The sequence below is a fragment of the Cronobacter muytjensii ATCC 51329 genome (assembly GCF_001277195.1).
Lineage (GTDB): Bacteria > Pseudomonadota > Gammaproteobacteria > Enterobacterales > Enterobacteriaceae > Cronobacter > Cronobacter muytjensii.
In genome coordinates this window covers 916,856-930,233 of sequence record NZ_CP012268.1, presented here as the reverse complement: position 1 = coordinate 930,233, position 13,378 = coordinate 916,856, and the positions used below count along the sequence as shown (strand labels likewise).

Annotated in this window: 15 protein-coding genes and 1 tRNA gene; 4 read left to right on the top strand and 12 right to left on the bottom strand. The window is 58.8% G+C overall.

From position 1 onward, the window contains the following. Window positions 1-150: 150 nt before the first annotated feature. On the bottom strand, window positions 151-435 hold the full coding sequence (locus AFK63_RS04355; protein WP_038861472.1) for a YfcZ/YiiS family protein: 285 nt from the start codon (window positions 433-435) through the stop codon (window positions 151-153). A gap of 358 nt (window positions 436-793) precedes the next feature. Between AFK63_RS04355 and fadL the strand changes: the two genes are divergently transcribed. Next, complete coding sequence (gene fadL / locus AFK63_RS04350) at window positions 794-2,155, top strand: long-chain fatty acid transporter FadL (protein ID WP_038861513.1); 1,362 nt, start codon at window positions 794-796, stop codon at window positions 2,153-2,155. Between the two features lie 137 nt (window positions 2,156-2,292). Here fadL and mlaA read toward each other — a convergent pair whose 3' ends face one another. From mlaA to ccmA, 10 genes are read right to left on the bottom strand one after another with little or no spacing between them, the layout of a single operon-like run. Further along, the gene (mlaA, locus tag AFK63_RS04345) at window positions 2,293-3,048 is read right to left on the bottom strand and encodes a phospholipid-binding lipoprotein MlaA (protein WP_038861470.1); all 756 of its coding nucleotides are present in this window, start codon (window positions 3,046-3,048) and stop codon (window positions 2,293-2,295) included. 23 nt (window positions 3,049-3,071) lie between these two features. Continuing rightward, window positions 3,072-4,271: a c-type cytochrome biogenesis protein CcmI gene (ccmI, locus tag AFK63_RS04340; protein ID WP_038861468.1), complete on the bottom strand. Its 1,200-nt coding sequence runs from the start codon at window positions 4,269-4,271 to the stop codon at window positions 3,072-3,074. Then, window positions 4,268-4,729 (bottom strand): cytochrome c-type biogenesis protein, encoded by a 462-nt coding sequence (locus AFK63_RS04335; protein ID WP_038861464.1) that lies wholly within the window; start codon window positions 4,727-4,729, stop codon window positions 4,268-4,270. Before AFK63_RS04335 ends, ccmI begins: the two co-directional genes overlap by 4 nt. Further along, window positions 4,726-5,283 (bottom strand): DsbE family thiol:disulfide interchange protein, encoded by a 558-nt coding sequence (locus AFK63_RS04330; RefSeq protein ID WP_038861462.1) that lies wholly within the window; start codon window positions 5,281-5,283, stop codon window positions 4,726-4,728. Before AFK63_RS04330 ends, AFK63_RS04335 begins: the two co-directional genes overlap by 4 nt. Further along, window positions 5,280-7,238: a heme lyase CcmF/NrfE family subunit gene (locus tag AFK63_RS04325; protein WP_038861461.1), complete on the bottom strand. Its 1,959-nt coding sequence runs from the start codon at window positions 7,236-7,238 to the stop codon at window positions 5,280-5,282. The genes AFK63_RS04330 and AFK63_RS04325 overlap by 4 nt, the downstream gene beginning before the upstream one ends. Further along, window positions 7,235-7,714 (bottom strand): cytochrome c maturation protein CcmE, encoded by a 480-nt coding sequence (gene ccmE / locus AFK63_RS04320; RefSeq protein WP_038861459.1) that lies wholly within the window; start codon window positions 7,712-7,714, stop codon window positions 7,235-7,237. The genes AFK63_RS04325 and ccmE overlap by 4 nt, the downstream gene beginning before the upstream one ends. Next, on the bottom strand, window positions 7,711-7,917 hold the full coding sequence (gene ccmD, locus AFK63_RS04315; RefSeq protein ID WP_038861458.1) for a heme exporter protein CcmD: 207 nt from the start codon (window positions 7,915-7,917) through the stop codon (window positions 7,711-7,713). The genes ccmE and ccmD overlap by 4 nt, the downstream gene beginning before the upstream one ends. Then, the gene (locus AFK63_RS04310; protein ID WP_038861457.1) at window positions 7,902-8,654 is read right to left on the bottom strand and encodes a heme ABC transporter permease; all 753 of its coding nucleotides are present in this window, start codon (window positions 8,652-8,654) and stop codon (window positions 7,902-7,904) included. Before AFK63_RS04310 ends, ccmD begins: the two co-directional genes overlap by 16 nt. A 40-nt stretch (window positions 8,655-8,694) precedes the next feature. After that, complete coding sequence (gene ccmB, locus AFK63_RS04305; RefSeq protein ID WP_038861456.1) at window positions 8,695-9,354, bottom strand: heme exporter protein CcmB; 660 nt, start codon at window positions 9,352-9,354, stop codon at window positions 8,695-8,697. Continuing rightward, window positions 9,351-9,968 (bottom strand): cytochrome c biogenesis heme-transporting ATPase CcmA, encoded by a 618-nt coding sequence (gene ccmA / locus AFK63_RS04300; RefSeq protein ID WP_038861455.1) that lies wholly within the window; start codon window positions 9,966-9,968, stop codon window positions 9,351-9,353. Before ccmA ends, ccmB begins: the two co-directional genes overlap by 4 nt. A gap of 200 nt (window positions 9,969-10,168) precedes the next feature. On the opposite strand from ccmA, the gene AFK63_RS04295 reads away from it, so the two are divergent. The 3 genes from AFK63_RS04295 to AFK63_RS04285 all read left to right on the top strand — a co-directional run bounded on the left by AFK63_RS04295 (window position 10,169) and on the right by AFK63_RS04285 (window position 12,222). After that, complete coding sequence (locus AFK63_RS04295; RefSeq protein WP_038861454.1) at window positions 10,169-11,119, top strand: formate/nitrite transporter family protein; 951 nt, start codon at window positions 10,169-10,171, stop codon at window positions 11,117-11,119. A gap of 76 nt (window positions 11,120-11,195) precedes the next feature. Beyond that, window positions 11,196-11,270: transfer RNA gene (locus AFK63_RS04290), tRNA-Arg, on the top strand. 535 nt (window positions 11,271-11,805) lie between these two features. Then, on the top strand, window positions 11,806-12,222 hold the full coding sequence (locus AFK63_RS04285; RefSeq protein WP_038861452.1) for a DUF2000 domain-containing protein: 417 nt from the start codon (window positions 11,806-11,808) through the stop codon (window positions 12,220-12,222). A gap of 75 nt (window positions 12,223-12,297) precedes the next feature. Here AFK63_RS04285 and AFK63_RS04280 read toward each other — a convergent pair whose 3' ends face one another. After that, a complete protein-coding gene (locus tag AFK63_RS04280) occupies window positions 12,298-13,116 on the bottom strand; it encodes a CPBP family intramembrane glutamic endopeptidase (protein ID WP_038861450.1) in 819 nt (272 codons plus the stop codon). Window positions 13,117-13,378 lie beyond the last annotated feature (262 nt).

The window sequence follows — 13,378 nt, the reverse complement described above, 5'->3', positions numbered from 1 at the left end:
GGCTAACTATGTATTAAGTGGTCTGACCTGATAACAGTTTTAACCAGAATTTTACATTCAGCCAATCACATAAAGGAAAAAGTGCGAAGCAAAACACGAATTACGTAACAAGAAATACGCCCCGGCGGCACCGGGGCGTGAGAGGCGGGATTAACGCAGACTTAACTGGAAAATAACGGTTTCTGCCTGGCAGGCGAAAACAAAATCGATATCAAGGCGTACGCCGTCGGCCTCTTGCGTAAAACGCGGGTTGATTTGGCACGGTTCGGACTCGACTTCACGCGCTCTGGCCGTTAATGCCGCGAGGGTTTCTTCGGCCTCGGCGCGGCTCGTAAAGACGCGGCTATAGGACGCGACGCAGTAGGTATTATCAATAATGGTGCCGACATCAATACAGCAGCAAACCGGGGTTTCATCAGCACTGCATTTGGACATAGTGATTTCCTCTGTATTTCCTGAAAAGGGATACGCCTATTTTACGCCCGCCCCGCCCCCCTCTCTACCTGTTCTTCCGGATTGCGTCCATAAGTGACCGAAATCACACTTAAAAATGATCTAACGCAATAATCACCAGATTTACGAATACTCTCATCGCAGAATTTTGCTAAACGGATCGCGTTTCTAAGATCACAATTGAAAAAACTTATAAACATACTTGCAACATATCTGCTGGTCGGACCTATACTCTCGCCACTGGTCTGATTTCCCTGCCGTACCTCAGACCCTACACTTCGCGCTCCTGTTACGTCACGTAACATTATTTAAATAAAAATAAATGGATGAGGTTATGGTCATGAGCCAGAAAACCCTGTTTACCAAATCTGCTTTGGCAGTCGCAGTGGCAATCGTCTCTTCTCAGGCCTGGTCTGCAGGTTTCCAGTTAAACGAATTCTCTTCCTCTGGTCTGGGCCGCGCCTACTCCGGGGAAGGCGCTATTGCGGATGACGCGGGCAACGTCAGCCGTAACCCGGCGCTGATTACCATGTTTGACCGTCCGACCTTCTCCGGCGGGGCGATTTTCGTCGACCCGGATGTGAATGTGTCTGGCCGCTCCCTTACTGGCCGCAGCCTGGACGCGGATAACATCGCGCCGACCGCCTGGGTGCCGAACCTGCACTTTGTGGCGCCGATTAACGAGCAGTTTGGCTGGGGCGCATCCGTAACCTCCAACTACGGCCTCGCGACCGAATATAACGACAGTTATGCGGCAGGCTCTGTGGGCGGTAAAACTGACCTCGAAACGCTGAACCTGAACCTGAGCGGCGCGTATCGTCTCGATAATCACTGGAGCTTCGGCCTGGGCTTCGACGCCGTCTATGCGCGCGCGAAAATCGAACGTAACGCGGGCGATCTTGGTCAACTGGTTGCCGGGCAACTGAGTCAGTCACCAGGCTTTACCAGCCCAGGCCCACAAGGTGACGCGCTGCGCCAGATTGCGGGTTACGCTAACTCACTGAGCAGCGACACTCAGATTGCGCACCTGAAAGGCGACGAATGGGGCTTTGGCTGGAACGCGGGTATCCTGTATGAACTGGACAAAGATAACCGCTACTCACTGACCTACCGCTCTGAAGTAAAAATCGACTTTGACGGCGACTATAAAAGCAGTCTGAATCCGGCATTTAACGCCTTCCTGGCAAGCCAGCAGCTCCCGCTTGGCACAGGCGGCCGCACCACGGGCGGCTCTCTGACCCTGAATCTGCCTGAAATGTGGGAAATCTCCGGTTATAACCGCGTTGCGCCGCAGTGGGCCGTGCACTATAGCCTGACCTACACCAGCTGGAGCCAGTTCCAGGAGCTGAAAGCCACCAACAGCAACGGCGACACCCTGTTCAAGAAAGAAGAGAAGTTTAAAGACGCGTACCGCATCGCGCTCGGCACCACCTATTATATGGACGACAACTGGACCTTCCGTACCGGTATCGCCTTTGATGACAGCCCGGTGCCCGCGCAGCAACGCTCCATCTCTATTCCGGACCAGGACCGTCTCTGGCTGAGCGCCGGTACGACCTACGCCTTCAATGAAGACGCCTCTGTGGATGCCGGTGTGTCTTATATGCACGGTCAGCACGTGGAATTCACCGAAGGCCCGTACACTTTCAAATCTGAAGGTAAAGCCTGGCTGTACGGTGTGAACTTCAACTATAAGTTCTGATAACCCTGTATATTGAAAAGGCGGGCTGCGGCTCGCCTTTTTTATTGCCGGTTTTAATGCCGCGATAAATAAAGAAGGCGAGCCTGAATGCCCGCCTTCTTTATTTATTTGCCTTCAGGATTAACGCATCCGGCTATTTATTCCGAATCGATATCTTTCAGGTCACCCTCGATCGCCTGCGCGTTGGGGTTTTCATTCGGCTTGAGCTTGCCGCCATTGGCGATGAAATCGTGGCGCTGGAAATACGCCTCACGCACCATGATGTAAGGATCGGACGACTGGCGTAGCAGCCCGTCGGAATCCAGCAGTTGCGCACGGGTTTCCACACCTTCCACCGCCCATTTGCCGAGCGACAGCGGCCAGGTCAGCCAGGACAGCACCGGATAAGTGGTATCTGCCATATCGCCGACATCTTCACGCAGCGTGAAGCTGCCGTAGAACGGCAGTTGCAGATACGGGCCGTAACCCACGCCGTAACTGCCAAGCGTGCTGCCGAAACGGTGCGGCTCTTCGCGCTGCAATTTCGGGTTCGCCATCCCGGCCACATCGATAAAACCGCCCATCCCCAGCAGGGTATTCAGGAAGAAACGGGTGAAATGCACCATCCCCTGGTAGGGGTCGCCCTGCAGGAATTTATTGAGCATGGAGGCGGGTTCTTCAAGGTTGCTGGTGAAATTGCCCAGCCCGTTGCGCGCCGGTTGCGGCACATAGTCGCGCCAGGCGACAGCCACCGGGCGCAGCACATAAGGGTCCACGACTTCAAAGTTGAAGGTATACATGGTGCGGTTGAACCCTTCGAAGGGGTCGGAGCGCCCTTGCTGCGGGTCTGACGAGCTGGCGCAGCCCACCAGAAGCGTGGCCGCCAGCGCAAGCCCGGTAAGGCGAAAGTTCATAGCAGTCTCCCTGTAAATGATAACTAACCCGCTCCTGATGGCGAAGGCGCAACTAGGACGTCCACCGGCGAAGCCGGGTTGAGCGAGGTGAAGCGGCGCTCTCCTGTCCAGTCTCCGGGCTGCACAGCGGCGTTGCCGTCCCGGGAAATATGTACCTTCACGATGCCTTGCGACACCTGCCCAAGCCCCCGTTCCGGCAGCATGGCGTCAGCGTCATCCAGAGTTATTGTCAGCGGAAAATGGCCCAGCGGCAATTTTTTTACCACCACCGGCACGTTTGATACGCCATCCGTCACGCTGATAAAGAGTATCCCTTTATTCGGCAAGGCTTTTTTTGTTGCGGGTGAGAGCGTGATTTTAACAGCCAGTTTCGCGTTGTCCATGCCGCTGTCCACCCGCGCCTGCTGAATGCCGCGCGCGACTGCCGCCCGACGCGGATCGCCCGTTGGCAGTTGTAAAAGCAGCGCCTGCCAGTACGCGATTGCCTCCGGATAGCGCTGCTGGCGAAATGCGCTTAAGGCCAGCAGCTCAGACGCGCGCAGATTGCCGGGCGCCTGCGCCGCAACCTCTTTGAGCATCTGCTCGCCCGTCGCGTTATCCTCCGGCTGCGTCGAGCGCACCAGCACTTCAGCATAGTCGAGCCGCGCCTTTATGCTTTGCGAATCGAGCTGCCAGGCGCGTTTAAACGCGTCTGTCGCCGTATCGGCGTTATTCAGCACCATGCCGATACGCCCGAGCATCGCCCAGCCCGCGCGGTTGTGCGGCTCGTCCTGTAAACGCGTACGCAGCCCAAGCCCGAGGCGCGTCAGTTCGTCAACGCTCAGCGGCGCGGCGTGCGGGTCCATCACACGCGCCACCAGCGCGGGCGTCTCACGCGTCGCGGCCTGCCACTCGCCGACCGCCTTCAGGCTGTTGGTAGCGAGGAAAAGCCCGACGCTGACCGCGGCTACCAGCAGCGCGCCCGTCAGCAGCGTGCCGCGGCCGACGGCGGCGGGCGCCTGCGCGGGCCGCGCCGGGATATCCGCCAGCAGGCTGCGCTGCAGCTCAAGCGCCAGCGCCTGACGCGCTTCGGGCGGTTCGTCGTCAAGTTCGCGCAGACGTGAATGGTAAAGCGTCTGGTTGAGCGCGTCGCGGTCGGCAGCGCGCTGGTCGCGCCACGGCCAGAACACCAGCGCCGCGACGCTCAGCAGCAGGACGACGATGAGCAAGATTATCGCGGTCACGGACGTTTTCCTCTTTCATCGAGCAACGCGCGCAGCCGCTGCCGTTCGTCGTCATCAAGCGGCGCCGGTTCGCGCTGTTTACGTCGCGCACGGCTGATAATGACGCCCACTCCGCCTGCCGCAAACAGCGCGGGCAGCAGCCAGAGAATCAGCGTGCCAGGCGTCACGGGCGGCTCATAGGTGACGAAATTGCCGTAGCGCGCCACCATATACGCCACAATCTGCTCGCGGCTCTGCCCCTGCTGCATGAGCTCATAGACCTTCTGACGCATATCGGCGGCAATCATCGAGCCGGAATCGGCGATGCTGTTATTCTGGCATTTCGGGCAGCGCAGCTCGCTTATCAGCTCGCGGAACTGCTGCTCCTGCGCCTCGCTCTGAAAAGGATAAACGTCGCTGGCCGCCAGCGCCTGACACGCCAGCAGCAGGCCGGCAAGCAGAGTCAAAAAGGGTTTCACGATCCGCCCTCCCGGTTCAGCGCGTCCCACCGCGGCGCTATCTCCTCGCGCCAGACCTTATCGTTCAGTTCTCCCGCGTGGCGATAGCGGATAACGCCGCGCGCATCAATAACAAACGTCTCCGGCGCGCCATAAACGCCGAGATCCAGCCCCAGCATGCCGCTGCCGTCAAACAGGCTCAGCGCGTAAGGATTGCCAAGGTGATTGAGCCACGCCACGGCTTTAGCGCGATCGTCTTTATAATTGAGCCCCACCACCCGCACGCCACCGGCGGCGAGCCCGTTGAGAAACTGATGTTCAGCGCGGCAGGTCGGGCACCAGGTCGCCCAGACATTCAGCAGCAGCGGCTTGCCGTTTAAGAGCGCCGCGCGATCGTAGGTGACGTTCGGATCGTCCAGCGCCGCGAGCCGGAAGGCGGGCAGCGGTTTGCCGATCAGCGCAGACTCCAGCTGCGACGGGTCATCGCCTGCGGCGTTGCGCGTCAGTTGCCAGAACAGCGCCGCCGCCAGCAGCAGAAACAGCGCCAGCGGGATCAGTAACAGACGGCGTTTCATGCGGCCTCCTGCCATTTTTTCAGGCGATAGCGCGGGTCGAGCATACACAGCAGCCCGCCAAGCGCCATCAGCAGCCCGCCGTACCAGATCCAGCGGACAAACGGTTTGTAATAGAGCCGTACCGCCCAGCTGCCGTCGCCGAGGGGTTCACCGAGCGCCGCGTAGAGATCGCGCGTCAGCCCGCCGTCAATGGCGGCTTCGGTCATTACCATCCGGTTGCTGTTATAGGCGCGCTTTTCGGCACGTAGCGTCGTCTCGGGTTTGCCGTCGCGCAGCACATCGATAATGCCCACTGTGCCGCGCCAGTTCGGCCCCTGCGTCTCACGCACCTCACGGAATATAAACCGGTAGTGATGGATATCGACGCGCTCGCCCGCCGTCATGCGCACGTCGCGCTCCACGCTGTAGTTCTGGCTGAAGGCGATGCCGATAGCAGTGACCGCCAGCCCCACATGCCCGAGCGTCATACCCCAGTGGCTACGGCCAAGTTTCAGCACTCCGCGCCAGAGGCTATGCCGGTGCGTGGCGCGCTCGTGCAGCTCCATCAGCGTTAATACCAGCACCCAGGCCGCCATCATTACCCCGGCCACCGCCATCCCTTTGACGCTGTCCTGTAACAGCCACGGCAGCAGCAGCGAGGCCGCCAGCGTCACCGCCAGCGCCGCCAGCAGGCGACGGCGAAGTTTCTGCGGCTCGTCGCGACGCCAGCGCACCAGCGGCCCGACGCCGAGCAGCAGCGCGAACGGCGCCATCAGCGCGCTAAAAAGCAGGTTAAAAAACGGCGCGCCGACGGAGACCGACCCCAGCCCAAGCGCTTTATGCACCAGCGGCAGCAGCGGCAGCAGCGTGCCGAGCAGCACTACCAGCATGGCGGTAATCAACAGGATATTGTTGCCGAGCAGGAAGCTTTCGCGTGACCAGAGCGCATTGCCGATCCGCGCCCGGACGCTGCCGCCTTTAATGGCATAAAGCAGCAGCGAACCGCCGATGACGACAACCAGCAGCGCCAGAATAAACATGCCGCGCGCCGGGTCGGAGGCGAACGCGTGTACCGACACCAGCACGCCGGATCGCACCAGAAACGTGCCGAGCAGACAGAGCGAAAACGCGGTAATGGCAAGCAGCACGGTCCAGGCGCGGAAGCTGCCGCGCTTTTCGGTCACCGCCAGCGAATGCATCAGCGCAGTGCCCGCAAGCCACGGCATCAGCGACGCGTTTTCGACAGGGTCCCAGAACCACCAGCCGCCCCAGCCCAGCTCGTAATAGGCCCAGGCGGAGCCGAGCACAATACCGACAGTCAGAAACGCCCATGCCGCCTGCGTCCAGGGCCGCGACCAGCGCGCCCAGGCGGTATCGAGCCGCCCACTGAGCAGCGATGCCACAGCAAAGGCAAACGCGACCGAAAACCCGACATATCCCATATAAAGCAGCGGCGGATGGAAAATCAGCCCGATATCCTGGAGCAGCGGGTTAAGATCGCGCCCTTCAATCGGGTAATCCGGCAGCGTGCGGGCAAACGGATTTGAGGTCAGCAGAATAAACAGCAGAAAACCGACGTTAATACCGCCCATCACCGAGAGCACGCGCGCAATCGCCTCCTGCGGCATGTTGCGGCTAAAGAGCGCCACTGCAAACGTCCAGCCGCCCATCAGCAGTACCCACAGCAGCAAAGAGCCCTCATGCGCGCCCCAGGTCGCGGCCACGCGATACCAGACCGGCAGCTCGCTGTTGGAATTACTCGCCACATAGAGCACCGTGAAATCATTGACCACAAAGGCGTGAACCAGGATGAGAAACGCGCCGAGCAGGCAGGCAAAAAGCGCGCAGGCGAGCGGTCGGGCCAGCGCCATCAGCCGCGGCGCCTGACGTATCGCGCCCCACTGCGGCCAGAGCGTGAGCAGCAACGCCAGCCCCGCGGCGAGACAGAGCAGAAAGTTACCGATTTCCGGCATCATGGGCGAGTATCCTTATACGCCTGCGGCGAACGCGAGTGATTCGTCTCCATCGCCGCTTTCACCTCCGGCGGCGTGTAGTTTTCGTCGTGCTTCGCCAGCACTTCGCGGGCGTGAATGCGCCGGTCGTCGCCAAGCACGCCCTGCGCCACCACCCCCTGCCCCTCACGGAACAGATCGGGCAGAATGCCGTCGTAATCGACATCCACCACGCCGCGCGCGTCATAGAGCCGGAAGCTCACCTTCAGGCTGTGGCTGTCGCGCTTCACGCTGCCTGGCATCACCATACCGCCGACGCGCAGCCGCTGCCCCGGCTCGGGCTTCGCCTGCGTTTCACCTTTGCCGTAGAGGATTTCGCCCGGCGTGTAGAAGAGATCGATATTGGCGCGCAGCGCGTAGAGCACCAGCGCGAGCGTCAGTCCCAGGCCCGCCAGTACGGCGAGCGCCAGCCAGAGCCGGGTTTTACGGCGCGGCGTCATGGCGGCGTCTCCATATCCGCCTGCGCGTGCTGGCGTCTGCGCTCACGCGCCTCCCGTTTTGCTATCTCCCGGCGCAGCGCGCGGCGCGCAAGGAGGGTATGCGCCACCAGCAGCGCCAGCGGCAAAATGGTCATCGCCACCGCCAGCCAGACGTAAAAGGCGTAGCCGCCCATCAGAAAAAATGCGGTTAACGCGGCGGACATGAGGGGCTCCCGGAGCGATTCAACACGGCGGCGACCCACGGACGGCGGCGCTCCTGGAACAGCACCAGATTGCCGAGACGCATCAGCGTGAGAGTAATAAAGAGGCACAGAAAACCGGCGATATTCCAGCGCAGCGGCGCGCGCATGCTCGGGTCGATGCTCTGCTGCATATTGGTGGAGCCCTGATGCAGCGTGTTCCACCACTCCACCGAATAGTGAATGATGGGCAGGTTTACCACCCCCACCAGCACCAGCACGCCTGCGGCGCGTCCCGCCAGACGGCGATCATCGAACGCGTGCCAGAGCGCGATCGCGCCTGCGTACAGAAACAGCAACACCAGTTCGGAGGTGAGCCGCGCGTCCCAAATCCACCAGGTGCCCCACATCGGTTTGCCCCAGGCCGAGCCGGTGACCAGCGCGATAAAGGTATAGACCGCGCCCACGGGCGCCATCGCCATCACGGCAAGATCGGCGGCTTTATGCTGCCACACCAACCCGATAAACGCCGCCACCGCCATCGACGCGTAAATGCCCATCGACCCCATCGCCGCCGGCACATGCAGATACATGATGCGGTAGCTGTCGCCCTGCTGATAATCAGGCGGCGCGAAGACAAATCCCCAGACGCAGCCGGTCGCAAGCGTCACGGCGCTCAGCCACGCGAAGCCGGGCGTCAGCCGTCGGCAAAGCCCGTAGAGCCGTTCAGGCCGGGTCCAGGGATGTAAGAATTTCCACATGTTGTCGCTCACATAAACGTTAACGCCCGCGCAGGCGGGCTTACTGAGTCGATATTCGTAGCGCCGCCGCGGTCGCGAACGGCGTCAGCGTGACGCTTCCCGTCAAAAACGCGCCGGACAGCGCGAAAAACCCGCCCACCGGCAGCCGCATCACGGCGGCGTCCACCGCGGCGGTAGAGAAAATCAGCAGCGGCACCGCCAGCGGCAGAATAATCAGGCTCAGTAGCATCCCGCCGCGGCGCAGCCCGACCGTCAGCGCCGCGCCGAGCGCGCCGAGTAAGCTTAGCGTCGGCGTGCCAAGAAGCAGCGTCAGCATCAGCGTCAGCGCCGCATGGCCGTTGAGCCCGAGCAGCAGCGCCGCCAGCGGCGACAGCGCCACCAGCGGCAGCCCGGTAACCACCCAGTGCGCGGTCACTTTCGCGAGAACCACCTGCGGCAGCGGTATCGGCAGCAGCATCAGTTGCTCAAGCGCGCCGTCGCGCCAGTCGTCGCGAAACAGCCGGTCCATCGCCATCAGCGCGGCGAGCAGCGCGGCCACCCACACCACGCCCGGCGCAATGCGCGCAAGCAGTTGCGGCTCAGGGCCGATGCCGAGCGCGAACAGCACAATCACGACCAGAAAAAACCACAGCGGGTTAAGCAGTTCGGCGACGTGACGCGCGGCCAGGCGCAGCTCGCGCCGGATAATACGCCCCATCATGCCGCGCGCTCCGCCGTCAGGCTCAGCGTGCGCAGCGGGCAATGTAACGCGCGCAGCGGCTGATGGGTGGTGAGGATTATCGCGCCGCCGCGCGCGGCGTGTTGTTCAAGACAGCGCGTAAAGGCTTCAACCCCTGCGACATCAAGCGCCGTCAGCGGTTCATCAAGCACCCAGAGCGTCGCGTCGCTAAGCCACAAACGCGCCAGCGCGACCCGGCGCTGCTGGCCTGCGGAGAGCTGCCCGACCGGCAAATCCTCATACCCGCCAAGCCCGATGGCCGCCAGCGCCTGCCAGCGCGCGTCGCGCGGCGCGGCGGGGTGATAAAACGCGAGATTTTCATCGGCGGTCAGCGCCGCGTTGATGCCCGGCAGGTGGCCGAGCCACAGGAGATCGCGGTGAAAGGCCTTGCGATTGTGTGCAAGCGGCTCACCGCGCCAGTACACCTCGCCCTGCTCAGGACGCGCCAGCCCTGTCAGCAGCCGCAGAAGCGACGTCTTCCCCGCTCCGTTCGCCCCGACAAGGTGCACCACCTCGCCTGACGGCACGCGAAACGACAGCGCGCGAAACAGCAGGCGCTCGTCACGCAGGCAGGCAAGATTGCGGGCTTCTAACATGGGCAGCTCCTTTCAGGCGAGTCGGGAATAGTAACACAGGGGGATGACGCGGCCACCTTACGCGCCGCGCAGGCGGCGAAACCCTGTGCAATAGCGCGCGAATTCGTCACCATGCAGGCCGAATTGTCTGTTTTTGCGGATAACCGCCGCCGACGCGCTACGCTTAACGCAGCCCCCCCTATATCTGACAGGAGCCCCATATGGACAAGATTGGCGAGGAAAAGATCGACGCCTCGGATGAACTGGAAGTCGAGAGCGAAGAGAAAAAAAGTGGTAAAGAGATAGAAGTGGATGAAGAAGCCCTGCCGTCGCGCGCGATGGCCATTCATGAGCATATCCGTCAGGATGGCGAAAAAGAGATGGAGCGCGACGCGATGGCACTGTTCTGGTCGGCTATCGCCGCCGGGCTGTCGATGGGCGCCTCGCTGCTCGCGAAAGGGATTTTCCATGTGCATCTGGAAGGCATTCCGGGCGGCTTTTTGCTGGAAAACCTCGGCTATACCTTCGGCTTTATTATCGTCATCATGGCGCGCCAGCAGCTCTTTACCGAAAACACCGTGACCGCGGTCTTACCGGTGATGCATAACCCTACCGCCACTAACGTGATGCTGCTGTTGCGGCTCTGGGGCGTGGTGCTGCTCGGCAACATCGTTGGTACCGGCCTTGCGGCGCTGGCGTTTGAGTTTATGCCTATTTTTGATGAAGCCACGCGTGACGCTTTTGTGAAAATCGGCATGGAAGTGATGCACAACACGCCGGGCGAGATGTTCGCCAACGCGATTATCTCCGGGTGGATCATCGCGACAATGGTCTGGATGTTCCCTTCCGCGGGCGCGGCCAAAATCGTGGTGATTATCCTGATGACCTGGCTTATCGCGCTTGGCAACACCACGCATATCGTGGTCGGCACCGTCGAAATTCTCTATCTGGTGTTTAACGGCACGATCCACTGGAGTGAATTTTTCTGGCCGTTCGCCCTCCCGACGCTTGCGGGCAATATCATCGGCGGGACGTTTATCTTCGCGCTGCTGAGCCACGCGCAGATCCGTAACGATATGGCTGCGCAGAAAAAGGAACAGGCCACCGCGCAGGCGAAAAGCGAGAAAGTGATTGCGCAAAAAGAGGAAGAAGCACGACGCGCCGCGCGCTAAGTATGGCGAGGAATTGAACAAACAGGCGGTTAAGCCCTTAACGGCGGTGTAAAAATCGGTATACTGACGCCGCCTCGTCCCCTTAGTTAAATGGATATAACGAGCCCCTCCTAAGGGCTAGTTGCAGGTTCGATTCCTGCAGGGGACGCCATTTCTTAGTTCGCCCGCCGTTGAAACCGTTCGCAAAACTCATTAAAACCCAGTCTATAAACCGTTCCAGCGTTCGCGCTTGTTCACGTCAGTTCTTTGCAACCCTCATTTTTTCCTGGGTAAATTTTGGGTAATGATTTTTGCCCATCGAATTTACCCAATGGGATTTTACTTACGGCGTACCATTTATCAGACAGACGCCGCCAGACCAGCGAAAACCGCTACCGCCTCGGCGGGAAAATGAATGGTTGATACCTGTCAGTGCGCGGAAAACGGTGCGATGGATTCGTTACCGGTCTGGCGTTCCGTACTTCAAAAAGCCTCCGGGCGCAGTCTGCCAGCTTCAGGAGCAGGAGGTTTGAACTGAACGCGAGCGTGCGCCGGAGATGCGTTCTGTGGCCTCACGGCGTTGTGCTGACAACTTTTATTTCAGAAAGTGGTCATGATCAACAGCAATGATGAAGCCATCAGGTAGCGCTATGCTGAAGATTCATTGTTAACTGAAACGAAAGACGTTAAAGGAGCCGCACAGCAAGATGTTTGAAGATAACCAGAAAAAGCTCTATATCATCGTTAACCGCAACATGGATGCTTCTGTGTTAATGAATGCGACAGGGCATCTGGCAGCCGGAATAATGCAAAAAGCCCAGGAGGGTATATTTCATGATTACCCTAATGACGCGACTGGCCTGAAGGCATATCTTAGCCACTACCCGGTTGTCATTCTGCAGGCTAAAAACAGTAATCAACTCAACTCAGCGATCCTCAAATGTAGGGATGCGGGTCTGGTATATAACTTTTTTACTTCAACCATGCTCGGGCAGTCGACGGAACAGCAAATTGAAGCAACCAAAAACGCTGCGCCGGAAGCGCTCGAATTTATTGCCATCGCCATCTTCGGTGATACTGAAGTTATGCAGCCGATCACCAAAAAATTTTCGGTTTACAAATAAATTAAATACTGTATTGAAGCCCTCGCAGAAGGGCTTCTTTCATACAGAACTGCCGTTGATCTGCACAGCGCATTCTTAATGTTTAAGCATGGGATACGTAAAAAATAACAGATGCACGCAGTTCAGGCCAAAATGAAATAACGTTGCAACCCATAACCTGCCGCTCCACATCCATGCCAGGCCATAAATAATACCGGACAGGCATGCAAAATAAATTAAAAGAGGCCCACCCGCGTAGTGCATAAGACCAAAGGCGACAGCGGTGATCAGCAATGCTGCAAAGGGGTGAAGAAACCGGGTTAAACGCTGTTGCAAATAGCCTCTGAAAAACGCTTCCTCCGCTAAAGAAACAAAAAAAAGGTTTGCGAGAGCAAACTGAGTAAACCAGCCAGGTGCATGCAGTTCGACTTTCAGCCCACCCAGAATAACGGCCAGCATCAGTAAAGCCGGAATAGCCATAATCAGACCACACCACGCCAGCGCGCCGACTTTTACAACAGGCTGTGTGACGAACAGCGTTGAAATACCGATCAAAAGAACAAACGGTACTAATGCCTTATCGAAGTTAAAATACATACTGAATGGCACGCTTTGAGGCCCCACCGTGACCGCGTTCAGCATTTTCGGGTTATTGAAGCCGGGAATCAGGTGCAAAATCAGGGCGATCGCAATCAGTACACAAAATCCCTCAAGCCAGTACGCATATCTGGTACTCCTGTTACGAAACCGCTCAATGAATAGTCCCGCAGCGACAAGAGCCCCGATAAGTATTAACGCCGGTATCTGGAGATGTTGCGCTTCCCAGCCCATAAAGGCCGTAATGACAAGAAAAAAATAAGCCAGATATCTGTTTACGGAAAGTGCCGCAAGCGAGGCTGCAAGGAGATACCACATAAATATCCTTAATTACAGGTATGCAATTCAGTTAAAAGATGCGGGGTTAAGTCCCTCCTCCCCGGGCCGTTATCGCGCGGCGCGTATAACACATGGATACGGCTTGCATCCGTCTCACAGCGCTGCTTAAAGATCCCGCCCGGGAGGTTTAACCCCACGTAGGATTTTACCTAAGCTAAATTAGCCATTCAAATTGTAAGTGTTTAATTCTATGCGATTATTTCGCCGGGTATTATTTGTTGCTTAATCGGTTTGAGGCCAG